This is a genomic window from Streptomyces sp. MMG1533 (genome assembly GCF_001279775.1).
Classification (GTDB): domain Bacteria; phylum Actinomycetota; class Actinomycetes; order Streptomycetales; family Streptomycetaceae; genus Streptomyces.
The window spans coordinates 81,887-105,051 of record NZ_LGDG01000074.1 but is presented as its reverse complement, the minus strand read 5'-3'; the positions used below and the strand labels follow the sequence as shown (position 1 = coordinate 105,051).

17 protein-coding genes are annotated in these 23,165 nt (G+C 70.5%); 12 read left to right on the top strand and 5 right to left on the bottom strand.

Features of this window, described 5'->3' with window-relative positions:
- Positions 1 to 60: 60 nt before the first annotated feature.
- The gene (locus ADK57_RS11050; RefSeq protein ID WP_053749220.1) at positions 61 to 468 is read right to left on the bottom strand and encodes a hypothetical protein; all 408 of its coding nucleotides are present in this window, start codon (positions 466 to 468) and stop codon (positions 61 to 63) included.
- A 187-nt stretch (positions 469 to 655) separates the two neighbouring features.
- On the opposite strand from ADK57_RS11050, the gene miaB reads away from it, so the two are divergent.
- Both miaB and ADK57_RS11040 read left to right on the top strand, forming a co-directional pair.
- Positions 656 to 2,173 carry a tRNA (N6-isopentenyl adenosine(37)-C2)-methylthiotransferase MiaB gene (gene miaB / locus ADK57_RS11045; RefSeq protein ID WP_078973062.1) on the top strand — a complete coding sequence of 506 codons (1,518 nt, stop codon included), beginning with the start codon at positions 656 to 658 and terminating at the stop codon, positions 2,171 to 2,173.
- A 344-nt stretch (positions 2,174 to 2,517) separates the two neighbouring features.
- Entirely contained in the window at positions 2,518 to 3,231 is a 714-nt protein-coding gene (locus tag ADK57_RS11040; RefSeq protein ID WP_053749219.1) for a class III extradiol dioxygenase subunit B-like domain-containing protein, read from the top strand.
- Positions 3,232 to 3,386: 155 nt separating this feature from the next.
- Here the strand turns inward: ADK57_RS11040 and ADK57_RS11035 are convergent, their stop codons facing one another.
- Positions 3,387 to 3,671, bottom strand: coding sequence for an antitoxin (locus tag ADK57_RS11035; protein ID WP_053749218.1), 285 nt, complete (start codon positions 3,669 to 3,671; stop codon positions 3,387 to 3,389).
- A 23-nt stretch (positions 3,672 to 3,694) separates the two neighbouring features.
- On the bottom strand, positions 3,695 to 4,006 hold the full coding sequence (locus ADK57_RS11030) for a hypothetical protein (protein WP_053749217.1): 312 nt from the start codon (positions 4,004 to 4,006) through the stop codon (positions 3,695 to 3,697).
- 183 nt (positions 4,007 to 4,189) lie between these two features.
- Between ADK57_RS11030 and miaA the strand changes: the two genes are divergently transcribed.
- From miaA to hflX, 6 genes are all read left to right on the top strand, one after another.
- The gene (gene miaA / locus ADK57_RS11025) at positions 4,190 to 5,128 is read left to right on the top strand and encodes a tRNA (adenosine(37)-N6)-dimethylallyltransferase MiaA (RefSeq protein WP_053749216.1); all 939 of its coding nucleotides are present in this window, start codon (positions 4,190 to 4,192) and stop codon (positions 5,126 to 5,128) included.
- A 108-nt stretch (positions 5,129 to 5,236) separates the two neighbouring features.
- A complete protein-coding gene (locus ADK57_RS11020; RefSeq protein ID WP_053749215.1) occupies positions 5,237 to 5,740 on the top strand; it encodes a hypothetical protein in 504 nt (167 codons plus the stop codon).
- Positions 5,741 to 5,809: 69 nt separating this feature from the next.
- Positions 5,810 to 6,679 (top strand): diaminopimelate epimerase, encoded by an 870-nt coding sequence (gene dapF / locus ADK57_RS11015; RefSeq protein WP_053749214.1) that lies wholly within the window; start codon positions 5,810 to 5,812, stop codon positions 6,677 to 6,679.
- Positions 6,680 to 6,888: 209 nt separating this feature from the next.
- Positions 6,889 to 9,102 (top strand): RelA/SpoT family protein, encoded by a 2,214-nt coding sequence (locus tag ADK57_RS11010; RefSeq protein WP_053749213.1) that lies wholly within the window; start codon positions 6,889 to 6,891, stop codon positions 9,100 to 9,102.
- Between the two features lie 137 nt (positions 9,103 to 9,239).
- Entirely contained in the window at positions 9,240 to 10,742 is a 1,503-nt protein-coding gene (locus tag ADK57_RS11005) for a M1 family metallopeptidase (RefSeq protein WP_053749212.1), read from the top strand.
- Between the two features lie 168 nt (positions 10,743 to 10,910).
- Positions 10,911 to 12,404, top strand: a complete 1,494-nt coding sequence (hflX, locus tag ADK57_RS11000) for a GTPase HflX (protein WP_053749211.1) — start codon at positions 10,911 to 10,913, stop codon at positions 12,402 to 12,404.
- Between the two features lie 78 nt (positions 12,405 to 12,482).
- On the opposite strand, the gene ADK57_RS10995 is transcribed toward hflX, so the two are convergent.
- Both ADK57_RS10995 and ADK57_RS10990 read right to left on the bottom strand, forming a co-directional pair.
- Positions 12,483 to 13,685: a trypsin-like serine peptidase gene (locus tag ADK57_RS10995; protein WP_053749210.1), complete on the bottom strand. Its 1,203-nt coding sequence runs from the start codon at positions 13,683 to 13,685 to the stop codon at positions 12,483 to 12,485.
- Between the two features lie 180 nt (positions 13,686 to 13,865).
- Positions 13,866 to 15,089 (bottom strand): trypsin-like serine peptidase, encoded by a 1,224-nt coding sequence (locus ADK57_RS10990; protein ID WP_053749209.1) that lies wholly within the window; start codon positions 15,087 to 15,089, stop codon positions 13,866 to 13,868.
- 639 nt (positions 15,090 to 15,728) lie between these two features.
- On the opposite strand from ADK57_RS10990, the gene ADK57_RS10985 reads away from it, so the two are divergent.
- The 4 genes from ADK57_RS10985 (at position 15,729) to ADK57_RS10970 (ending at position 23,057) form a co-directional block, all read left to right on the top strand.
- Positions 15,729 to 17,384: an aminotransferase class III-fold pyridoxal phosphate-dependent enzyme gene (locus ADK57_RS10985; protein WP_053749243.1), complete on the top strand. Its 1,656-nt coding sequence runs from the start codon at positions 15,729 to 15,731 to the stop codon at positions 17,382 to 17,384.
- Between the two features lie 370 nt (positions 17,385 to 17,754).
- On the top strand, positions 17,755 to 19,899 hold the full coding sequence (locus ADK57_RS10980; RefSeq protein WP_053749242.1) for an IucA/IucC family protein: 2,145 nt from the start codon (positions 17,755 to 17,757) through the stop codon (positions 19,897 to 19,899).
- A 91-nt stretch (positions 19,900 to 19,990) separates the two neighbouring features.
- Positions 19,991 to 20,713 carry a GNAT family N-acetyltransferase gene (locus tag ADK57_RS10975; protein WP_420711850.1) on the top strand — a complete coding sequence of 241 codons (723 nt, stop codon included), beginning with the start codon at positions 19,991 to 19,993 and terminating at the stop codon, positions 20,711 to 20,713.
- 355 nt (positions 20,714 to 21,068) lie between these two features.
- Complete coding sequence (locus tag ADK57_RS10970; protein WP_053749207.1) at positions 21,069 to 23,057, top strand: ATP-dependent DNA helicase; 1,989 nt, start codon at positions 21,069 to 21,071, stop codon at positions 23,055 to 23,057.
- The last annotated feature ends 108 nt before the right edge of the window (positions 23,058 to 23,165 follow it).

The window sequence follows — 23,165 nt, the reverse complement described above, 5'->3', positions numbered from 1 at the left end:
GGATTCAGGGAACCGGCGGGATCGGCGAACCACGGCCGAAGCGCTCGCGGACGCGATCGGTCAGTTTCTTCGCGACCCGGCAGCATCGCGGCGCCGAAGCGCCACATGCGCAGCCGTGAGGGCAAGCGCGCCAAGGGCAAGGCCCATGCCCAGCGCCTGCTCGAAGTCGGCGGGTCCCGCGCTGCCGCCGACGCCCCCCTGGACACCGCGGGTGGGGAGAGGCGTGGCAGCTGTCACGCCGGTCGAGCCTCTGCGGGGCAGGACCTCGCAGGCGATGCCGTCATCCGGTCCCTGGTCCTCGTCCAACCGGTTCGGGTCGAGCGGGTTGCGGTTGAACTCCGCTTGCGCGTCTTCCTGAAAGGCGAAGTCACTGCAGTTCAGGTCGGCCCGAGCGTGTGCGGCGCCCGCCAGCGGTCCGGTGGCGAGGACGACCGTCACTGCGGCGACGAACGGGGTGCGTATCCCCATGGGAGTTTCCTTTCCGGCGGGTCGGCCTGTGCGGCCTCACAGCGACCATAGGGATGCAGCTCTTGTCCGGCTTTCGCTGCTGGGCCGAACGGGCGAGGGCGCGGTATTTTCCGGGACTGTCGGCGGCGTGCCCCTTGCCGGGAGTGCGAGGGCGGGGCGCACTCCGAGCACCGCCTACCCTTGTCACATGAGCAGCAGCGACCGGAGCCTGGCAGTGGGCGTGAAGACATACGAGGTGCGCACCTACGGGTGCCAGATGAACGTCCACGATTCCGAGCGATTGTCCGGGCTGCTCGAGGACGCCGGGTACGTGCGCGCGCCCGAGGGTTCGGACGGGGACGCGGACGTCGTCGTCTTCAACACCTGCGCGGTGCGCGAGAACGCCGACAACCGGCTGTACGGCAACCTCGGTCGCCTCGCGCCGAGGAAGGCGAGCCGCCCCGGGATGCAGATCGCGGTCGGCGGGTGTCTCGCGCAGAAGGACCGCGACACCATCGTGAAGAAGGCGCCCTGGGTGGACGTCGTCTTCGGCACGCACAACATCGGCAAGCTGCCGGTCCTCCTGGAGCGCGCCCGTGTCCAGGAGGAGGCGCAGGTCGAGATCGCCGAGTCGCTCGAAGCCTTCCCCTCGACCCTGCCGACGCGGCGCGAGAGCGCGTACGCGGCCTGGGTCTCCATCTCCGTCGGCTGCAACAACACGTGCACCTTCTGCATCGTCCCGGCCCTGCGCGGCAAGGAGAAGGACCGCAGGACCGGCGACATCCTGGCCGAGATCGAGGCCCTGGTCGCCGAGGGCGTCTCCGAGATCACGCTGCTCGGCCAGAACGTGAACGCGTACGGCTCCGACATCGGCGACCGCGAGGCCTTCAGCAAGCTGCTGCGCGCCTGCGGCACCATCGACGGCCTGGAGCGCGTCCGCTTCACCTCCCCGCACCCGCGCGACTTCACAGACGACGTGATCTCGGCCATGGCCGAGACACCGAACGTGATGCCGCAGCTGCACATGCCCCTGCAGTCCGGTTCGGACACGGTCCTGAAGGCGATGCGCCGCTCCTACCGTCAGGAGCGCTATCTCGGGATCATCGAGAAGGTCCGCGCCGCCATTCCGCATGCGGCGATCACCACCGACATCATCGTGGGCTTCCCCGGCGAGACCGAGGAGGACTTCGAGCAGACCCTGCACGCCGTCCGCGAGGCCCGGTTCGCGCAGGCGTTTACGTTCCAGTACTCGAAGCGGCCCGGCACCCCGGCCGCGACCATGGAGAACCAGATCCCGAAGGAGGTCGTCCAGGCGCGCTACGAGCGTCTCGTCGCCCTTCAGGAGGAGATCTCCTGGGAAGAGAACAAGAAGCAGGTCGGCCGCACGCTCGACCTCATGGTCGCCGAGGGTGAGGGCCGCAAGGACGGCGCCACCCACCGCCTCTCCGGCCGCGCCCCCGACAACCGGCTGGTCCACTTCACCAAGCCGGAGCAGGAGGTGCGTCCCGGCGACGTGGTCACCGTCGAGATCACGTATGCCGCCCCGCACCACCTCCTTGCCGAGGGCCCCACCCTCGCCGTACGCCCCACGCGCGCGGGCGACGCCTGGGAGAAGCGCAACGCCGAGAAGGCCGCCAAGCCGGCCGGCGTCATGCTCGGCCTCCCGAAGATCGGCGCCCCCGAGCCGCTCCCGGCCGCGACGGGCAGCGGCTGCGGCTGCGACTGACGCCGGTCGGCGCTGCGGGGCTGCGGGGCTGCGGCCGAGGCAGCCCGTGGTGAGCCTTCGGCTTGTGACGGGCTTCGGCTTGTGGGCTTGTGGGCTTGTGGGCTTGTGGGCTTGTGGTGTGGCGTTCGGCGAGAGGTCTGGCAGGTCCCTCGTCCTGCTGCCTGACGGGGTTCGGCTCGGGGGCCGGACGGCTCTCGGCTTGTGGTCGGCGCGGGTTGCGGGTTGCGGTCTGCGGTGTGGACGGCCGACCGCCGCCGCGCGTGGCGCGCGACGAAAGGCGTACGGGCCCGATCCGTTGCTCATCGGCTGCCGTCCCGCGGCCCCTCGGGGTTACCCTGCCGATCATGCTTGTCGCCGCCGCAGTCTGCCCCTGCCCGCCCCTGCTCGTGCCCGAGATCGCCGCGGGAGCCGCACTCGAGCTGGACGCCGCGCGTGCCGCGTGCACGGACGCGCTGGGTGTCCTCGCCGCCGCCCGGCCCGACCAGCTCGTGGTCGTCGGTCCGGCCGAGCAGAGCGGGCGCGGGACGCACCCGGAGGGCACCCGGGGCTCGTTCCACGGGTTCGGCGTGGACATCGACGTACGCCTGGGCGCGGACCGGGGCACGGCTGCCCGGCACCTGCTCCCGCCCTCGCTCGCGGTGGCCGCGTGGCTCCTGGAGCGGGCCGGGTGGGCGGATGCCCCGATCGAGGGACTCGGCGTGGGGGAACCTCTCGCGGCCGAGCGGTGTATCGAAGTCGGAGGGGAAATCGCCGCCCGGGCCGCGCGGGTGGCGATGCTGGTGATGGGCGACGCCAGCGCGTGCCGCACTCTCAAGGCGCCGGGCTATCTCGACAGGCGGGCGGCACCGTTCGACGCGGAGGTCACGCGTGCGCTGGGGTCGGCGGACGTGGCGGCCCTCAAGACGCTGGACGCGAACCTGGCGTACGAACTCAAGGCATCCGGCCGGGCCCCCTGGCAGGTGCTGGCCGGCGCGGCCGAGGGCACGGACCTCGGCGGCACGCTCCTGTACGAGGACGCGCCGTACGGAGTGGGGTACGTGGTCGCGACCTGGTCATAGCGACCTGGTCATAGCGACCAGGTCATAGCGACCAGGTCATAGCGACCAGGTCATACGGCCTGGGCATGACGACCTCGTCGTACGCGGAGGCGACGCAAACGGCGGACGGCCGGGAGCGTCGTGCTCCGCGGCCGTCCGCCGGTGTGCCGTGCCGTTCAGGAAGTCGGCGGGGGACCGGCCGGTGGCGGGGAGGCCGGTGGAGTGCCGATGTGGCCTCCCGCGTCCGGGCTGTCCTTGTGCGCGAGTCGGTCCATGGCGCCCTTGGCCTTGCCCGTCCCCGACTGGATCCTGTCGCTGTACTTGCCCTTGGTCTTCTTGTCGACGACCTTCGCGGCCTTGTCGAGGCCATGCTGGACCTTGTCCCCGTGATGCTGCGCGAGGTCGGCGACCTTGTCCTTGGCCGGGTTTAGTTTGGTCTTCAAATTGTCCAGGAGACCCATGGTCCACCTTCCCTCGCGGGCAGTTACGTGCGGGCGCCTTCGCCGGCCTCGCTGTCGGCAGCCTCTTCGGCGGACTGCTGCTTGGGGATCTCGACGCCCTCGCCGGAGCCGGAGGTGTCCTCGACGGCCTCTACCGCCGTCTCCTCCACCGCGTCCTCGGCCTTGGCCTCAGCCTTCGTCTTGGACTTCGCCCCGGCCTCGGTCTCGACCGACCCCTTCGCCTCCGCCGCCTCCTGAGTCGCGGGCTCGGCCGTCGGTGTGCCGGCCTGCGCCTCGGCGGTTGACGCCTCCTCCGTGGTCTTCGACCTCCGGAGAAGTCGTGCGAAAACGCCCATATCCACTCCATACGTTACTCGTGCGGGCGAAATCCCGCGTCGTCCGGTGCGTCCGTTTGCGCCGCCCGGGTCGCCGCCTCTGCGATCGGGCGGCGGAACACCTCGCAACTGGCAACGACCCCGCGCGCGTGCCGTCACGTAACTCGTTCGAGGCGCAGGCGGGAGGTTTGCGAGACTGGGGCAGTGAGTAGCGCACCCCCCGCACCCCGAGTCATCGCCGTCGTCGGACCGACCGCGGCCGGAAAGTCCGATCTGGGAGTCTTTCTGGCTCAGCGTCTCGGCGGCGAGGTCGTCAACGCCGACTCCATGCAGCTGTACCGAGGGATGAACATCGGCACCGCCAAGCTGACGCCCGAGGAGCGTGCAGGCGTCCCGCACCACCTCCTGGACATCTGGGACGTCACGGTCACCGCCTCCGTCGCCGAGTACCAGAAACTGGCCCGCGCCAGGATCGACGCGCTGCTCGCCGAAGGGCGCTGGCCGATTCTGGTCGGCGGTTCAGGGCTCTATGTCCGCGGGGCCGTCGACAACCTGGAGTTCCCCGGCACCGACCCCGAGGTCAGGGCCCGGCTGGAGGAGGAGCTCACCCTGCGCGGCTCGGGGGCGCTGCACGCGCGCCTGGCCGCCGCCGACCCCGAGGCCGGACAGGCGATCCTGCCCAGCAACGGCCGCCGTATCGTCCGGGCCCTCGAGGTGATCGAGATCACCGGCCGGCCCTTCACCGCCAACCTCCCCGGCCACGACTCCGTCTACGACACCCTCCAGATCGGCGTCGACGTGGCGCGGCCCGAGCTCGACGAGCGCATCGCTCGCCGGGTCGACCGAATGTGGGACGCCGGGCTGGTGGACGAAGTGCGCTCTCTTGCGGCGCAGGGGTTGCGCGAGGGGCGTACGGCCTCGCGCGCGCTCGGCTACCAGCAGGTGCTCGCGGCGCTTGCCGGTGAGTGCACCGACGAAGAGGCGCGGGCCGAGACCGTACGAGCCACCAAACGCTTCGCGCGCCGTCAGGATTCGTGGTTCAGGCGCGATCCCCGGGTGCACTGGTTGAGTGGGGCTGCGGCGGATCTCACAGAACTTCCGCAGCTCGCACTGGCGTTGGTCGAACGACCGGTTACAGCCTGATCACGTCATGGCATCGGGACGCTCCGGCCGTCATCGTGGCCTTCGGCGCCGTGCCATCATCGAGCTTCGATCGACCAAGTGGAGTCCGAGTTGGGAGGGCGCGTGGCGATGGAGGCCGGCCCTCGCGACACCGCACAAGGCATTGAGCCCCTCACCGCGGAAAGCGGTGAAACGGAGCAGGACGGTGACCGTCTGAGCCCCGACGGGCCCGACGAGACGCAGGGCGGTGTGACCGCCGACGGTCCGGAGCCCGAGGAGATGTTCTCGGGCGGCCCGGAGGTCGAGGTCGAGCTGCGCCCGCAGCGCCGGATGCGCATCTGGCAGCTCGCTCCGATCGTGAGCCTGGCTGCGGTCGGCTCCCTGATGTTCGCCTTCCCGCTGGCCTTCGACTTCGGCGACAGCGGGGCCGTGATCGCGATGCTGGGGCTGCTGATCTGCTCCTGTGCGGCCGGCTGGGGCATGATGGCCGCCCGCCGCGTTGGTTACACGTGGCCCGGGCTGCCGCAGCGGGGCTCCGGGCGCCGTCCGGACTGGCGGATCGTGATCGCGTACGCAGTGATGGTCGCCGCGGTGGTCGTGCTGGCCGTGTGGCGCGTGGCCCGGCTGCGCTGATCCTGGGGGCGGTCGCTGCGCCGACCTCGCGCGCGTGGGGTTGTCGTACCCACCCCGTACGATCGAGGAATGAGCACGCGGATCGCCTTCCTCAAGGGTCACGGCACCGAGAACGACTTCGTGATCGTCCCGGACCCGGAGAACGCCATCGACCTGCCCCCGGCCGCCGTCGCCGCCCTGTGCGACCGCCGAGCCGGAATCGGCGGTGACGGCCTGCTGCACGTGGTGCGGTCCGCCGCCCACCCCGAGGCCGAGGGCATGGCGGCCGAGGCGGAGTGGTTCATGGACTACCGCAACGGCGACGGCTCGATCGCGGAGATGTGCGGCAACGGCGTGCGCGTGTTCGCGCGCTACCTCCAGCGCGCCGGGTACGCCGGCGAGGGCGACCTCGCGATCGCCACGCGCGGGGGCGTGAAGACCGTGCACATCGCCAAGGAGGGCGACATCACGGTCGGCATGGGCAAGGCGCTCCTCCCCGAGGGAGAAGTCACGGTGAGCGTCGGCGAGCGCAGCTGGCCCGCGCGGAACGTGAACATGGGCAACCCGCACGCCGTCGCCTTCGTGGACGACCTCGCGCACGCGGGCAACCTGCACTCCCCGCCGCCCTTCAGCCCGGCCGCCGCTTACCCGGACGGCGTGAACGTCGAGTTCGTGATCGACCGCGGCCCCCGGCATGTCGCCCTGCGTGTGCACGAGCGCGGCTCCGGCGAGACCCGCTCGTGCGGCACGGGCGCGTGCGCCGTCGCCGTGGCCACCGCCCGCCGGGACGGCGCCGACCCGACCCTCACCGGAATCCCGGCGACGTACACCGTCGACGTGCCCGGCGGCACCCTGGTGATCACCGAGCGGCCCGACGGCGAGATCGAGATGACCGGCCCCGCGGTGATCGTCGCCGAGGGCGAGATCGACGCGGAGTGGCTGGAAAGCTTCGTTCGATGACCCGGTCGCAGTCACGGGGCGCGAAACCGTAAACCTAAAAGCCTTCGCTCGAATGGGTGATCCTTTTCACGCTCGGCGAGAGGCGGTCAGGTGCACGTGATGGGCTCGGTAGCATCAAGCACCGGCCCGGACGGGGGACCGAAGCCATCCCCCGAGCCGTGCCCGCCCTGGGGCACCCCGTCCGCCGGTCCACGCAGCCGGAGGTGCCCATGAGTGCGGAGGCCACGAATCCTGCGAGCCCAGGCCCGGTGACAACAGGTCCTGTGCTGCCGACAGTGCCCCGCAGGAAGGCCCGCCCCCGGCTCGACCTGCGCCGACTCGGCCGGGCCGCGCTGCTCGGCCCCACCGCCCGCGGCCGGCTGCCCGACGCCATCGGCCATGTGGTCGAGGCCCACCGCGCGCACTACCCCGACGCCGACCTCGAACCGCTGCGCCGCGCCTATGTCTTGGCCGAGTCCTCGCACCGCGGTCAGATGCGCAAGAGCGGTGAGCCGTACATCACACACCCGCTCGCGGTGACCCTGATCCTGGCCGAACTGGGCGCCGAGACAACAACCCTGACGGCGTCTCTGCTCCACGACACCGTCGAGGACACGGACGTGACGCTCGATCAGGTCCGTGAGCAGTTCGGCGAGGAGGTGCGCTTTCTCGTCGACGGCGTCACGAAACTGGAGAAGGTCGACTACGGCGCCGCCGCCGAGCCCGAGACCTTCCGCAAGATGCTCGTCGCCACCGGCAACGACGTCCGCGTGATGTCGATCAAACTCGCCGACCGGCTGCACAACATGCGCACCCTCGGCGTGATGCGCCCCGAGAAGCAGGCCCGCATCGCCAAGGTCACCCGGGACGTCCTCATTCCGCTCGCCGAACGGCTCGGCGTCCAGGCGCTCAAGACCGAACTGGAGGACCTGGTCTTCGCGATCCTCCTCCCCGAGGAGTACGAGCACACACGGCAGTTGATCGTCGACAACGCTTCCCGCGCGGACGATCCGCTCGCCGAGATGGCCGAGGAGATGCGCACGGTCCTGCGGGACGCCGACATCCCGGCCGAAGTCCTCATCCGGCCCCGGCACTTCGTCTCCGTGCACCGCGTGGCCCGCAAGCGCGGCCGGCTGCGCGGCGCCGACTTCGGCCGTCTGCTGGTGCTGGTGAACGAGGACGCCGACTGTTACGGCGTACTCGGCGAACTGCACACCTGTATGACGCCCGTCGTCTCGGAGTTCAAGGACTTCATCGCCGTCCCCAAGTTCAACCTGTACCAGTCGCTGCACACCGCGGTGGCCCGCGAGGACGGCCAGGTCACCGAAGTCCTCATCCGCACCCACCAGATGCACAAGGTCGCCGAGGCCGGGGTCGTCGCGCTCGGCAATCCCTACGCTCCTCCTTCGGAGGAGCAGGCCGTCTCCAGTGACGGCGAGCGGGCCGACCCCACCAGGCCCGGATGGCTCTCCCGCCTCCTCGAATGGCAGGAGGGCGCGTCCGACCCGGACACCTTCTGGTCCACCCTGCGCGAGGACCTCGCCCAGGACCGCGAGATCACCGTCTTCCGGCCCGACGGAGGCACTCTGGGTCTGCCGGAGGGCGCGACCTGTGTGGACGCCGCGTACGCGCAGTACGGGGAGGACGCACACGCGTGCATCGGCGCCCGGGTCAACGGCCGCCTGGCGACGCTGAGCACGGTCCTGCGGGACGGTGACACCGTCCAGCTCCTCATGGGCCAGGATCCCGCCTCGGAGCCCTCCAGAGAGTGGTTGGAGCACGCCCACACGGCCGCCGCCCGGATCGCCATCCAGCGGTGGCTGGCGACGCATCCTGCGTCCGCCGAAGCGCAGAGGGAGGGGCCGGTTCCGACCCTTCGGTCCACCGAGCCATCTCCCCGGCCGGTCGCCGCCGGGAACTCCGTGACGGCTTCCGAAGGCCCCGCCGCCCCGACTGCCGACCGGACCGCCGCCACGAGCGCTGAGGCGGACCGCCCCACCGCGAACGCCGTAGTCGACCAGCCCGGCGCGAGCGTACGGCTCGCGGGCTGCTGCACGCCCGTACCGCCCGACGAGGTGATCGGTTTCCCTGTCCGCGGGGGAGCGGTGACCGTCCACCGCGTGGAGTGCGCGGCGGTGGCGCGCATGAAGAGTGCGGGGCGCGCGGAGGTCGACGTGCGCTGGGGAGACACCACCCGGTGCCGGGTCACCCTTTTCGCTGAATCGTTCGGCCGCCCGCATCTGCTCGCCGACCTCACGGAAGCGATGGCCTCGGAGGGCGCCGAGATCGTCTCCGCGACCGTCGAGCCCCCGAGCCAGCAACGCGTACGCCACACCTACACGGTCCAACTCCCCGACGCGGCACACCTGCCCGCCCTGATGCGGGCGATGCGGAATGTGCCGGGGGTGTACGACGTGAGCAGGGCGCAGACGCCGGGGATCTGAGGCTGACTGCGGACGATGCCCGCGCGCGTGGGGCGCAGTTGCGTGCGGCGAACCTCTCGTCCCGCTGATCTACCCGTTCGAGTGGGCCGATCGCGCGCCGCCGCCGCACCGCACGCGCCCCCTGATAGCCGTGGTGCATGCCGCTCACCCCCCGCACCCCGGCTCCCCGAGCCCGCATCACGGCCCCTCGGCGCCGAAAGGCAGCCGCACTCCTCGCCTCCGCCGTCTCCGTCTGCCTTCTCGCCGCGAGCGCCCCGGAGGCCCCGCTGGGCGTCGGCGACCGCCTCTTCCCGCAGCTGGGCAACCCGGGCTACGACGTGGCGTCGTACGACCTCGCCTTCACCTATTCGGGCACCAACAACAAGCCCCTCCAGGCGGTCACCACGATCGACGCCTGGACGACGACCTCGCTGGACCGCCTGAACCTCGACTTCGCGCACGGCAAGGTCGACTCGGTCGAGGTCGACGGCGAGCCCGCGGCCTTCACGAGCGCCGGCGAGGACCTGGTGGTCACGCCCGAGGACCCGCTGCCCGAGGGCAGCTGGATGCGGGTCACCGTCCGGCACACCAGCGACCCCGTGTCCGCCGAGGACCGGGACGGCGGCTGGGTCAGGACCGCGGACGGCCTCGCCATGGCCAACCAGGCCGATGCCGCCCACCTGGTGTTCCCGTGCAACGACCACCCCTCCGACAAGGCGATGTTCACCATCAGGGTCACCGCGCCCGAGGGCTACACGGCCGTCGCCAACGGTCTGCCGACCGGCGTGGACCGGGCGGGCAAGGCGACGACCTGGACGTACCGGACCCAGCACCCCATGGCCACCGAACTTGCCCAGGTGTCCATCGGCCGCTCCACCGTGCTGCGCCGCAACGGCCCGCACGGGCTGCCGGTGCGGGACGTCGTGCCCACCAAGGACCGTGAGCGGTTGGAGCCGTGGCTGAAGAAGACCCCCGACCAGATCGTCTGGATGGAGGGCAAGGTCGGGCCGTACCCCTTCGAGACGTACGGCCTGCTCATGGCCGAGGCCGACACCGGCTTCGAGCTGGAGACGCAGACCCTCTCCTTCTTCGAGAGAGACCTGTTCACGGAGCCCGCCCGCCCGAAGTGGTACGTCGAGTCGATCATGGTGCACGAGCTGGCCCACCAGTGGTTCGGCGACAGCGTCAGCCCGCGCACCTGGTCGGACCTGTGGCTGAACGAGGGACACGCCACCTGGTACGAGGCCCTGTACGCGGAGGAGGAGGCGGACCGGCCCGTGGAGGCGCGGATGAAGGCGGCGTACGGCGCCTCCGACCGCTGGCGCGCGTCCGGCGGACCGCCCGCCGCGCCCAAGGCGCCCGACCCCGGTCAGAAGATCAGCATCTTCCGGCCGAACGTCTACGACGGCGCCGCGCTGGCCCTGTACGCCCTGCGACAGGAGATCGGCCGCCCCGCCTTCGAACGCCTGGAGAGGGTCTGGGTGAGCCGCCACCAGGACGGCGTCGCCGGCACCGCGGACTTCATCGAGCTCGCCGAGAACATCTCCGGGCGCGAGCTGGGCGGCTTCTTCGAGGGCTGGCTCTACGGTGAGAAGACCCCGCCGATGCCCGGCCACCCGGACTGGAAGTCGGCCGCACCCCAGCGGGGCGCCGCGAAATAACACGGTGACGAGACGGGCCGTGCCGTGCGACCATCTTTCAGGTCGGCGCGGCACGGGACACGGGAATCTCCCGGGGTACTCGTGCGTTGTGAGCAGTGACGGACCGGCTCAGGAGTTCCGTTTCGGCTCTGTGTCGTCTTTCGGAATCCCCATCGACGTAAGGACCCAATGACCTCCTCTTCATCTTCTTCCCAGGACACTGAGCGCCCCGCGCATGCCTACCCCGAAGGTCTTCGGGCCGATGCCCTGATGGAAGAGGACGTCGCCTGGAGCCACGAGATCGACGGAGACCGGGACGGCGACCAGTTCGACCGCTCGGAGCGCGCGGCCCTGCGCCGCGTCGCCGGCCTCTCCACCGAGCTCGAGGACGTCACCGAGGTCGAGTACCGCCAGCTCCGCCTGGAGCGGGTCGTGCTCGTCGGCGTCTGGACCACGGGGACCGCGCGGGACGCGGACAACTCCCTCGCGGAGCTCGCCGCCCTCGCGGAGACGGCGGGCGCGCTCGTGCTCGACGGCGTGATCCAGCGCCGCGACAAGCCCGACGCGGCCACCTACATCGGTTCCGGCAAGGCCGACGAGCTGCGCGACATCGTGCTCGAAACGGGCGCGGACACCGTCATCTGCGACGGTGAGCTCAGCCCGGGCCAGCTCATCCACCTCGAAGACGTCGTCAAGGTCAAGGTCATCGACCGTACGGCCCTGATCCTCGACATCTTCGCCCAGCATGCCAAGTCCCGAGAGGGCAAGGCGCAGGTCGCGCTCGCGCAGATGCAGTACATGCTGCCGAGGCTGCGAGGCTGGGGTCAGTCGCTGTCCCGTCAGATGGGCGGCGGCAAGGGCGGCGGCCTCGCCACCCGTGGTCCCGGTGAGACCAAGATCGAGACGGACCGGCGTCGGATCCGCGAGAAGATGGCGAAGATGCGCCGGGAGATCGCGGACATGAAGACCGGCCGCGAGATCAAGCGCCAGGAGCGCAAGCGCAACAAAGTGCCCTCGGTCGCCATCGCCGGCTACACCAACGCCGGCAAGTCCTCACTGCTGAACCGGTTGACGGGCGCGGGAGTGCTGGTCGAGAACGCCCTGTTCGCGACCCTCGACCCGACCGTGCGCCGGGCGGAGACGCCCAGCGGCCGTCTGTACACGCTGGCGGACACCGTCGGCTTCGTCCGGCACCTGCCGCACCACCTGGTCGAGGCGTTCCGCTCCACCATGGAGGAGGTCGGCGAGTCCGACCTGATCCTGCACGTGGTGGACGGCTCGCACCCGGACCCGGAGGAACAGCTGGCCGCCGTACGCGAGGTGATCAGGGACGTCGGCGCCACCGGCGTACCCGAGATCGTCGTGATCAACAAGGCGGACGCGGCCGACCCGCTGACGCTTCAGCGGCTCATGCGGATCGAGAAGCGTTCGATCGCGGTCTCGGCGCGCACCGGCCGGGGCATCGAGGAACTGCTCGCGCTGATCGACAACGAGCTGCCGCGGCCGTCGGTCGAGGTCGAGGCGCTCGTGCCGTACACGCACGGCAAGCTGGTCGCCCGTGCTCACGACGAGGGCGAGGTGCTCTCCGCGGAGCACACCCCGGAGGGCACCCTGCTCAAGGTGAGGGTGCACGAGGAACTGGCGGCGGATCTCGCGCCGTACGTTCCGGCGGCGCTCGCGTGACGTCGTGACCTCGTAGTGCGCGGAAAACCCGAAGGCCCGCTCCCTGTTCGTCGCAGGGGCGGGCCTTCGGTGTGCGCGCTACTGACCGCCGTACGTCTTGCTCATGTTGTCGTAGAGCGTCTCGGCGTCCTGGCCGAGCTGCGGGCCCGCGAGCCAGGTGTTGTCGGTCGGGCCGATCGAGGTGTTCGAGACCAGCCTGGTCTCGCCGTCCACCACACGGAACCAGCCGCCGCCGGACGAGCCGCCCGTCATGGTGCAGCCGATGCGGTACATCGCCGGCAGACTGGCGCTCAGCGAGAACCGGCCCGGCTGGTCGAGGCACTTGAACATCTGCAGACCGTTGTACGGCGGCGCGGCCGGGTAGCCCCAGGCGCCCATCGTGGCGACCTCGCTCGCGGACGGGGCGGAGAAGTCGACGTCCAGCGCGCCCGTGGTCTCCTCCAGGGACTTGGAGCCCGACTCCGGCTTCACATGCAGCACCGCGTAGTCGTACGCGGCACCGGCGCCACCCGTCTCGGAACCGCCCTGGATCCATCCGTTCGACGTCGAGGCCCAATCGGCCCACCAGTTGCCGTAGGGCGCGATCTCCGAGGCGGTGGCGTTGCCGAGCTGCGCCTCGGACTTGCCGAGGTCGTTGTACGCCGGGACGAAGACGATGTTGCGGTACCAGCCGCCGCTGCCGCCGGCGTGCACGCAGTGGCCGGCCGTCCACACCAGGTTGGACTTGCCCGGATGGTTCACGTCCTTGATGACCGTGCCGGAGCAGACCATCGGACCCTCGGGGGAGTCGAAGAAGATCTTGCCGACCGGGGCCGCGTTCTGGTGGTACGGCGTCTTCTCGGCCGTGGCCTCGACGGGCGCCGGCTCCGGGTCGCTGACGCCCTGGTCGGCGGCGGCGTCCTTCGTCGAGACGGTCTTGTCGGCCTCCTTCGCGGACTGCATCCGCTCGGGCTTCCAGAGGCCCTCGATCACCGGGTTGACGAAGTCCTTGGCTGCACTGAGCCACTTGGCCTTGTCCCAGTCCTTCCAGCCGCCGGCCTCCCAGTCGTCGACATCGATGCCGTGCTCCTTGAGCTTGTCGGCGATGCCGGCGGGGATCTCGACCTTGCCTTCGGCGGCCTGGGAAGTGGTGGCGCCGGGCTTGTCGGCGGCGGTGTCCTCGCCCGAGCCGCCGCAGGCGGTCGCGGTCAGAGCGAGCGCCGCGACGAGCCCGGTGGCGGCGAGGAGGGTGTGGGTGCGTCGCCCGTGCCGTGGTGCTGCGGGCGTACGTGTGGAACGCATGGTGCGGTGACCCCCGTGAGAACGTGCGAATGTCGTGTGCTTGCCATGCGAAGGGTGGATCCCTGTGGATCTCCCCCTGCGGACGACACCCCACTATGCCCGGGGAGTTGAGGGTGAACGGCGGCGAGGTGGTGAAGGTTTCCCCGACACATCCCACCGCCGTCCGTGCTCAGCGGGCGATCACTGGCCCGCGAACTTCTCGCTCACCGAGTCGTACACACCCTCGGCCACCTCGCCCAGCCGCGGACCGGCCAGCCAGCCCGCGGTCACCGGGCCGATCGAGGTGTTGGAGACCAGCGCCGGCTTGCCGTCCGAGCCTGCCGCGACCCAGCCGCCGCCCGACGAACCGCCCGTCATCGTGCAGCCGATGCGGTACATCGTCGGGTCCGGGGCACTGATCGACAGCCGTCCCGGCTTGTCCTTGCACTGGTACATGGTCTGGCCGTCGAACGGTGCCGCGGCCGGGTAGCCGGTCGCCGTGATGCTCGAGACCTTCGTCACGGCCGGAGCCTTGAAGTCCACCGGCAGAGCCGAACCCACCGTCTCCTCCAGCGACTTGCCGCCGCTGCCCTCCTCCGGCGTCACATGGATGACGGCGAAGTCGTACGAGGCGCCGTCACCGCCCGTCGCCCCGCCCTGCTCGATCCACTGGTCCGAGGTCTGAGCCCAGTCGCCCCACCACACGCCGTACGGAGCGACCTCCTCCCTGGCGGCGCTCTCCAGCTGCCCGGTCGTCATGCCCTCGTTGTTGTACGACGGCACGAACGCGATGTTGCGGTACCAGCCGCCGTCCTTGCCGGCGTGCACACAGTGGCCCGCTGTCCACACCAGGTTGGACTTGCCCGGGTGGGCCGGGTCCTGAACGACCGTCGCCGAGCAGACCATCGTGCCCTCGGGGGAGTCGAAGAACACCTTGCCCGCTTCGGGAGCGTTGGCGTGGTACGTAGGTGCGACGGCCTTCGCGTCCACGGGCGCGGGCTCCGGGTCGGTCACACCCTGGTCATCGGAGAGGTCGCTGTCGTCCACGGCGTTGTCCGGATCCTCGGCGTCCCGCATCCGGTCCGGGTCCCAGAGCCCCTCGATGATCGGGTTGATGTACTCGTCGGCCTCGCGCAGCCAGTCCTCCTTGCTCCAGTCCTTCCATGCGCCGTTCTTCCACTTGTCGAGGTCGATCCCGTGCTCTTTGAGCTTGTCCTTGATGTTGTCCGGGATCGTGATCTTGCCGTCGCCCGCGGACGTGGCGGAGGCCGAGGCCTCACCGCCGGCCTCGGCTTCGCCCGAGTCGCAGGCCGTGGCGGTGAGCACGAGCGCCGAGGCGAGGGCAACGGCGGTCAGCGCGGGGGAGGTTCTGCGGCGCGCGTTCCTTCCTCGACGAGCGGTGAAGGACGGCCGTATGAGTCGCATGGGTTGACTCCCCCTGAGGTGTACGAACTGGGTGCTTGCCGCGAACTCCCGCGCGGTCGGGTCGACTCGGACGTGATGCGGACCGGTCCGGATCGATCCGGGCTGATCCGAGGGCGAATCGGTGTGCTCTCGCGCTTGGCTCACGGTGTGTTGGAACGGCATCACACACTATGCGCTCGCTATGGGGGACTTCCCACGGAACGGCAACGGTTCCGTCACGGCAAGGATCTTGAGGCAACCCGTAACCCGCTGAGCGGTCCGGGGTTGGTAGCGACAGGGGCTTGCTGCCGGTGGTGGGTCCAGTCGGCCGGCCCGGCCCCTCGTGCCCAATTCCCGCGAGCTTTCGAGAGTCTTCGAGTGAACGCTTGCGGGGTTTCGTATGTCGGGTCGGGTGAGGACGTCAGGAACGGCTTGCCCTTGGACTGCGGGAGAACAGGGAGCCGTGGCGGTGAAGAGGCGTGCGGTTGAGGTGGCGGCGGAGCCTGCATGTGAAGGGGGTGCCGCTGTGGTCGGAGTTGGAGGGCTCACTGCGCCCGGGCTGGGAGAGGCGGCTGGGGTGGGTACTGGGAGGCCGTGGTGACCGGGCTCGGCGAGGCTGGCGTGGGTGCGCTCGAGGGGGCTGCCGAGGGGCGTGCCGCCATGCCGGCGTCCGATGGGTCGCACTTTGTGCACGAGGGGATTCTGCGGCGTCAGTCGGTGCGCGAGTCGGCGGCGCGTACCTACGCTCGCGCCCTGCCGATCGTGCCGGTGCGGGCACGTGGATTGACCATCGAGGGCGCGGACGGCCGTCGTTACCTGGACTGCCTCTCGGGCGCGGGGACCCTGGTCCTCGGCCACAACCACCCCGTCGTCCGGGAGGCGATCCGCAGGGTCCTCGACTCGGGTGCGCCGCTGCAGGCCCTCGACCTCGCGACGCCCGTCAAGGACGCCTTCGTCACCGAACTCTTCCGCACCCTGCCGCCCGGCCTCGCCGACCGCGCGCGGGTGAGGTTCTGTGGGCCGGCCGATACGGACGCGGTGGAGGCCGCCTTCCACCTCGTCCGGTCGGCGACCGGACGCGACGGCATGCTTGCCTTCACGGGCGCGCAGAAGGGGACGACCACCGGGGTGTTCGAAGCACCCGGAGACGCGGTCGAATCGCGGATCGCGTACCTGCCCTACCCGCAGGACTACCGCTGTCCCTTCGGCGTCGGCGGCGCGCGCGGTGCCGAACTCGCCGCCCGGTGGACCGAGTCCGTCCTCGACGGTCCTAAATCGGGGCCGCCGCTGCCCGCCGGGATGATCCTCGAACCCGTCCAGAGCGAGGGAGGTGTGGTCCCGGCGCCCGACGAGTGGATGCTGCGCATGCGGCAGATCACGGCCGCCCGGTCCGTCCCGCTGATCGCCGACGAGGTCCGGACGGGAGTCGGGCGCACGGGCGCCTTCTGGGCGGTGGACCACAGCGGTATCACCCCCGACGTGATGATCCTCTCCAACGCCATCGGCGGCAGCCTGCCTCTGGCCGCCCTGGTGTACCGGGACGACTTGGACGCCGGGGAGCCCGGTACCTCGGCGGACACTTTCCCGGGCAACCAGCTGGCCATGGCCGCAGGCACGGCGACCCTGTCCTACGTCCGCGAAAACGGCCTTGCGGAGCGGGCCGGGACCCTCGGCTCCCGCATGCTTGGCCAACTCCGGCAGCTGGCAGGTGAGTTCCCCATCGTTGGTGATGTCCGGGGTCGGGGTCTGATGGTCGGGATCGAACTGGTCGAGGCCGAGGGGGATTTCGAGGCTGCTCGGGCCGTGGCGGGGGCGAGGGCTGGGACTTCGGCCGAGGCTGGGACCTGGGCTGGGACTCGGGTCGGCCTGGGTGGTTCCGATGACCGTGGCGTGGACGCCTTGTCGGGTGCGGGTGCGGGTGCGGGTGCGGGTGCGGGTGCGGGTGCGGGGCGTGGTGGTGAGTGGGCGCGTTCGATCGGCTTTGGAAGAGCCGATGCCGCAGTCGGTGGCCCCGCTGGAGGCCCTCACCCCGCCGCCCCCGGGCTCGCTGCCGCCGTCCAACGGGAGTGCCTGCGCCGCGGCCTGATCGTCGAACTGGCCGGCCGTCACGCGAACGTCGTACGGCTGCTCCCACCCCTGACGATCACCGACGAACAAGCGGCCGCGGTACTGGACCGACTGGCGGACGCGGTAGAGGCAGTGGCCCGGAATCACGCCCGTGGAGAGCAGGCGCACCCGCAGCACCCAGAGCACCCAGAGCACCCACGGCACCCACAGACCTTCCGGCCCGGCGACCGCGCCGAGCGGGCGGGGTAGCCCAGTGGCCGTGCCGCCGCGAGTCCTTACGCGCATACGCACACCCTCCCCCCCCGCCTGTGACCGCCGAGCTTCGCTTTGAACTCCCTGACCTCCAGCCCGACCACACGCCCTCCTGAACGCCCGGTGCAGACGCACGTCTTACCGCACCACGAAACCGATTCACCCCGGCCGCACCAGCCAGAACCACCCGAGGAAAGCAGCTTTGAACACCACTTCCGCATCCGGCGGCCGTGCCCACCCCCACACCGACGGCTCCTCCGCCGACCAGATCTCCCCGCATCCGCGACCGGCGCCGACCACTACATGGACACCGCACCAGCTGGAGGCCCCGGCGGAGGCGGGAGGGGAAACCGCGGTTCCGGGGGAGATGGTTCCGGCGCAGGGAAGGCGCCCCGAGGCCGAGTGGTCGGGTGGCGCCACCACCGACCTCCTGGAGCATGCCGACCCGCACACGGCGGCCGAGGCCGCCGCCGTGGAGAACCTGCTGCGCTGCTGGGTACGCGAGACCAACCTTCCCGCACCCGACAACGACACCCTCCGCATCCCCCTCCCCGCCAGCGGCACAGCCCTCCTTGCCCCCGTCCACTACTGGTCACCGACAGGCTGGCACCGCTTCGGCCTCCCGCGCCTCGCAGGCGCCCCCGACCACGCTCCACCGGCCGACGCGATCACAGTCGCCGCCCTGCTCACGCGCGAGACACCCAGCGCACGGAACCCCACCGACAGGCGCACCCGGGCCGCCGTTCAGCAGGCACCGCACACCCTGCCGTCGACAGGGTGCACCGTCCAGCCGGCATCGCCCACCATCACGTCGACGCACCCGGGCCCCACCACGGCCTCGCCCACAGTTGGCCGAGCCATCCCTGGGGCCCACGCCGCCGCCTCCGTAACCTCCACAGCCGCGCCCGCCTCCGGGGCAACCGTCCCTGAAGCCGACGCTCGCGTCCCCGCGACCGGCGCAGCCGCCCCCGAGGCTGACGCTCACGTCCCCTCAACCCCGGCTCCGCCCCTGGCACCTCCTGCCCTCGCTCCGGCCGACGCCGGTGCAGATCTCGTCGCACGTGTGGCCGACTCCGTTCGCAGAACCGCCGCATTCGTCACCGAGCGCCGGAAACACCCTGTCGGCGAACCCGACCTCTTCCTCTCCGCCGAACAGGCACTGATGCTCGGACATCCGCTGCACCCGACCCCGAAGAGCCGCGAGGGTCTCTCCGAAGCCGAAGCGCGGCTGTACTCACCCGAGTTGCGCGGCTCCTTCCCTCTGCACTGGATGGCTGTAGCTCCCACTGCCCTGGCCACCGACTCGGCCTGGACCGAACGCGGCCGCCCGATCTCCGCGACCCAGCTCACCGCACGGCTCGCCGGAGCCGGGCTCCCGCTGCCCGACGGCCACACGGCCCTGCCCCTGCATCCCTGGCAACTGCGCGAGATCCTGCACCGCCCCGAGACCACGGCCCTCCTCGACGCGGGACTGGTCCAGAACCTCGGCACACACGGTTCCCCATGGCACCCCACCTCCTCCGTACGAACCGTCCACCGATCCGGCGCCCCCGCCATGCTCAAGCTGTCGCTGGCGCTGCGCATCACCAACTCCCGTCGCGAGAACCTCCGCAAGGAACTGCACCGTGGCGTTGAGGTCCAGCGGCTGCTCCGCAGGGGCCTGTCCAAGCACTGGCAGGCGGCTCACCCGGGGTTCGACATCGTCCGCGATCCTGCCTGGATCGCAGTCGACGGGCCGGACGGTGCCCCCGTACCCGGGCTCGACGTGGTGATCCGGCACAACCCGTTCAGCCCAGAGGACGACGTCTCCTGCATCGCCGGACTCGTCGCGCTCCGACCTCATGTCCCACCGGGCGCCGCCGACGGCCATCAGCACGCCGACCCACCGGTCCTGCGGTCCCGGCTGGCCGAGATCGTGACACGCCTCGCAGACCGGACCGGCCGACCCCGTGGAGCCGTTGCCGCCGAGTGGTTCCTGCGCTACCTCGAACAGGTGGTACGCCCGGTGTTGTGGCTGGACGCGGAAGCGGGAATCGCCCTGGAAGCGCACCAGCAGAACACGTTGCTCCTGCTGGATGGCGAAGGCTGGCCCGCCGGCGGCCGCTACCGCGACAACCAGGGCTACTACTTCCGCGAGTCCCGGCGTCCGGAACTCGATGCCAGGCTGCCCGGCATCGGTGAGCACAGCGACACCTTTGTCTCCGACGAGGTCACCGACGAACGATTCGCGTACTACCTCGCGATCAACAACGTCCTCGGCCTCATCGGAGCGTTCGGCTCCCAGCGCCTCGCCGACGAAAGGCTCCTGCTCGCCGCATTCCGCGGCTTTCTCACCGATGTGGCCTCAGGGCCCGCCCGACTGTGCACCACGCTGCCCACCCGCCTGCTCGACTCACCGGTCCTGCGCTGCAAGGCCAACCTGCTGACTCGCCTCCACGGTCTCGACGAACTCGTCGGCCCAGTGGACACCCAGTCCGTCTACGTCACCATCGCCAACCCCCTTCATTGCTGACCGCCGCCTGTGACCATCTCCAGCCCTTCTCATCCCTGGCCGACACACGCGACCGCTGCCACCCCCCTTCACCCCCGAGGAACATGACGCCGTGAGCCTGGACAGCGAGGACACGCTGGAGCTGCGACTGCCCGACGAACCCATCGCACTCCTCGAGACGGAAGAGAAGAAGCCCGTCGCAGGCCCGGGCCGAGACCGGGCTGAGGGCACGGCACCGCCCGCCACCGACCCACCAGCAGGCGACGATCTGCTCGACCAGGTCGCGGACTGGGGGCCGACCACCACCTCAGCCGGCGCGTTCCACCTCGTTCCCGTACGCATCGACCGGGACCTGTCGCTTGTCAGCCGTTGGATGAACGACCCCGCCGTCGCTGATTTCTGGGAGTTGGCCGGACCCCAGTCCGTCACGGAGGACCACCTGCTCGCCCAACTCGTCGGCGACGGACGCAGCGTTCCGTGCCTCGGCGTGCTGGAGGGCACACCGATGAGCTACTGGGAGATCTACCGGGCAGACCTCGATCCGCTGGCTCGCCACTACCCGGCTAGACCTCACGACACCGGGATCCACCTCTTCATTGGTGGTATCGCCGACCGTGGTCGAGGGCTCGGCGGCACTCTCTTGCGGGCCGTCGCCGATCTGGTGCTCGACAAGCGGTCCGCCTGTACCCGCGTGGTCGCGGAACCCGACCTTCGCAACATCCCCTCCATCGCCGCCTTTCTGAGCGCAGGCTTCGGCTTCGTCGCCGAGGTCGACCTGCCCACCAAGCAGGCCGCCCTCATGGTCCGAGACCGACACCTGCGTCATCGGTTGTAACGCCACGTCGCAGTGTCATCACTTTTGGTACACCGCCCGCGCCGATCCGGTTCCCACTCGCGCCACACGGATTTCCAGCCGCGCCGACACCCGCCGTATCCGTGTCCGACGTGCGCCATGGCCAAGCCCGATTTCCGCCGGCGCCGAGGGCAATCCCAAACGTCACCGCCCCGCCATCGAACGGAACCGAAGCGATTCGGGCCCGCAAGCGAGCCACCCCGAACCCGAACATGCTTGTCCAGGCCCCGACCGAACCGATCCGATCCGCACCCGAGGAGCAGCCGGTCTTGATCCCGCCCCTCGTCACCGCCTTGATCGCCCGTTTGTCAGTGCCGGGCCGTAGGGTGGTCGCGCTATGACGAAGCCCTCACTCCCCGAACTCCTGCATGCTGCCGTCACTGCTGTCGGCGGCACGGAGCGCCCAGGCCAGGTGACCATGGCCGAAGCCGTCGCGGACGCAATCGACGACAGCTCCCATCTGCTGGTGCAGGCCGGCACCGGCACCGGAAAGTCGCTGGGCTATCTGGTGCCCGCACTCGCGCACGGGGAGCGTGTCGTCGTAGCGACCGCCACTCTCGCCCTGCAGCGCCAGCTCGTGGAGCGGGACCTGCCGCGTACGGTCGATGCGCTGCACCCGCTGCTGCGCCGCCGCCCGGAGTTCGCGATGCTCAAGGGCAGGTCGAACTACCTGTGTCTGCACCGCCTTCGTGAGGGCGCCCCGCAGGATGAGGAAGAGGGCCTCTTCGACCAGTTCGAGGCGGCCGCGCCCACCAGCAAACTGGGCCAGGACCTGCTGCGCATGCGCGACTGGGCGGACGAGACCGAGACCGGTGACCGCGACGACCTCACGCCCGGAGTCTCCGACCGCGCCTGGTCCCAGGCATCGGTCTCGTCGCGGGAGTGCCTGGGCGCCTCGAAGTGCGCTTACGGTGCCGAGTGCTTCGCCGAGATGGCCCGGGAGCGCGCCAAGCTCTCCGAGGTCGTCGTCACCAACCACGCGCTGCTCGCCATCGATGCCATCGAGGGCGCCCCGGTCCTCCCGCAGCACGAGGTGCTGATCGTCGACGAGGCGCACGAACTGGTCTCCCGGGTCACCGGAGTCGCCACCGGCGAACTCACGCCCGGCCAGGTCAACCGTGCGGTGCGCCGAGCGGCCAAGCTCGTCAACGAGAAGGCCGCCGACCAGCTCCAGACGGCCGCTGAGGGCTTCGAGCGGTTGATGGAACTCGCCCTCCCCGGCCGCCTGGAGGAGGTTCCGGAGGATCTCGGCTACGCGCTGATGGCCTTGCGCGACGCCTGCCGCACCGTGATCTCCGGGATCGGCGCCACCCGCGACAAGTCCGTCCAGGACGAGGACGCGGTCCGCAAGCAGGCGCTGGCCTCGGTGGAGAGCGTGCACGACGTGGCGGAGCGGATCACGAACGGCTCCGAGTGGGACGTCGTCTGGTACGAACGCCACGACCGCTTCGGTGCTTCTCTGCGCGTGGCTCCCATGTCGGTCTCGGGCCTGCTCAGGGAGAAGCTCTTCGCGGATCGTTCGGTGGTCCTGACGTCCGCGACTCTGAAGTTGGGGGGCGACTTCAACGGCGTCGGCGCGTCCCTGGGCCTCGCCCCCGAGGGCACGGAGGGCGAGGACGTCCCGCAGTGGAAGGGCGTCGATGTCGGCTCACCCTTCGACTACCCGAAGCAGGGCATCCTGTACGTCGCGAAGCACCTGGCACGCCCCGCGCGGGACGGCGACCGCGCGGACATGCTCGACGAACTCACCGAACTGATCCAGTCGGCCGGCGGCCGCACTCTGGGGCTGTTCTCCTCGATGAGAGCGGCCCAGCTGGCCGCGGAGGAGCTGCGCTCCCGCATCCCCGAGTTCCCCATCCTCCTCCAAGGCGAGGAGACCCTCGGCGAACTGATCAAGAACTTCGCGGCCGATCCCAGGACGTGCCTCTTCGGCACACTCTCGCTCTGGCAGGGTGTCGACGTGCCTGGCCCCAGCTGTCAGTTGGTCGTCATGGACAAGATCCCGTTCCCGAGGCCGGACGATCCGCTGATGAGCGCCCGCCAGAAGGCGGTGGAGGACGCGGGCGGCAACGGCTTCATGGCGGTCGCCGCCACACATGCAGCCCTGCTCATGGCCCAGGGCGCCGGTCGCCTCGTACGGGCTTCGGGGGACCGCGGTGTGGTCGCCGTACTGGACCAGCGCCTGGCGACGGCGCGGTACGGGAGTTATCTGAAAGCCTCGTTGCCCGACTTCTGGTACACGACGGACCGTAATCAGGTCCGGAAGTCGCTGGCCGCGATCGATGCGGCGGCGAAGAAGGCGGAAGCGGAAGCCACGGCTGAGTGATCGGGGGTTGGTCTCGCCCCGGCCCGGGGCGAGACCAACCCCCGATCCACAATCCCCTCGTCACCAGGGATCGCACAGCGCAGGGCCCCGGAACCGGCGCAGGGGTCC

Excerpts from the sequence above, each read along its gene's own strand:
- ADK57_RS11050 (WP_053749220.1), bottom strand. The coding sequence starts at position 468 with ATGGGGATACGCACCCCGTTCGTCGCCGCAGTGACGGTCGTCCTCGCC.
- miaB (WP_078973062.1), top strand. The coding sequence starts at position 656 with ATGAGCAGCAGCGACCGGAGCCTGGCAGTGGGCGTGAAGACATACGAG.
- ADK57_RS11040 (WP_053749219.1), top strand. The coding sequence starts at position 2,518 with ATGCTTGTCGCCGCCGCAGTCTGCCCCTGCCCGCCCCTGCTCGTGCCC.
- ADK57_RS11035 (WP_053749218.1), bottom strand. The coding sequence starts at position 3,671 with ATGGGTCTCCTGGACAATTTGAAGACCAAACTAAACCCGGCCAAGGAC.
- ADK57_RS11030 (WP_053749217.1), bottom strand. The coding sequence starts at position 4,006 with ATGGGCGTTTTCGCACGACTTCTCCGGAGGTCGAAGACCACGGAGGAG.
- ADK57_RS11020 (WP_053749215.1), top strand. The coding sequence starts at position 5,237 with ATGGAGGCCGGCCCTCGCGACACCGCACAAGGCATTGAGCCCCTCACC.
- dapF (WP_053749214.1), top strand. The coding sequence starts at position 5,810 with ATGAGCACGCGGATCGCCTTCCTCAAGGGTCACGGCACCGAGAACGAC.
- ADK57_RS11010 (WP_053749213.1), top strand. The coding sequence starts at position 6,889 with ATGAGTGCGGAGGCCACGAATCCTGCGAGCCCAGGCCCGGTGACAACA.
- ADK57_RS11005 (WP_053749212.1), top strand. The coding sequence starts at position 9,240 with ATGCCGCTCACCCCCCGCACCCCGGCTCCCCGAGCCCGCATCACGGCC.
- hflX (WP_053749211.1), top strand. The coding sequence starts at position 10,911 with ATGACCTCCTCTTCATCTTCTTCCCAGGACACTGAGCGCCCCGCGCAT.
- ADK57_RS10995 (WP_053749210.1), bottom strand. The coding sequence starts at position 13,685 with ATGCGTTCCACACGTACGCCCGCAGCACCACGGCACGGGCGACGCACC.
- ADK57_RS10990 (WP_053749209.1), bottom strand. The coding sequence starts at position 15,089 with ATGCGACTCATACGGCCGTCCTTCACCGCTCGTCGAGGAAGGAACGCG.
- ADK57_RS10985 (WP_053749243.1), top strand. The coding sequence starts at position 15,729 with ATGCCGGCGTCCGATGGGTCGCACTTTGTGCACGAGGGGATTCTGCGG.
- ADK57_RS10980 (WP_053749242.1), top strand. The coding sequence starts at position 17,755 with ATGGTTCCGGCGCAGGGAAGGCGCCCCGAGGCCGAGTGGTCGGGTGGC.
- ADK57_RS10970 (WP_053749207.1), top strand. The coding sequence starts at position 21,069 with ATGACGAAGCCCTCACTCCCCGAACTCCTGCATGCTGCCGTCACTGCT.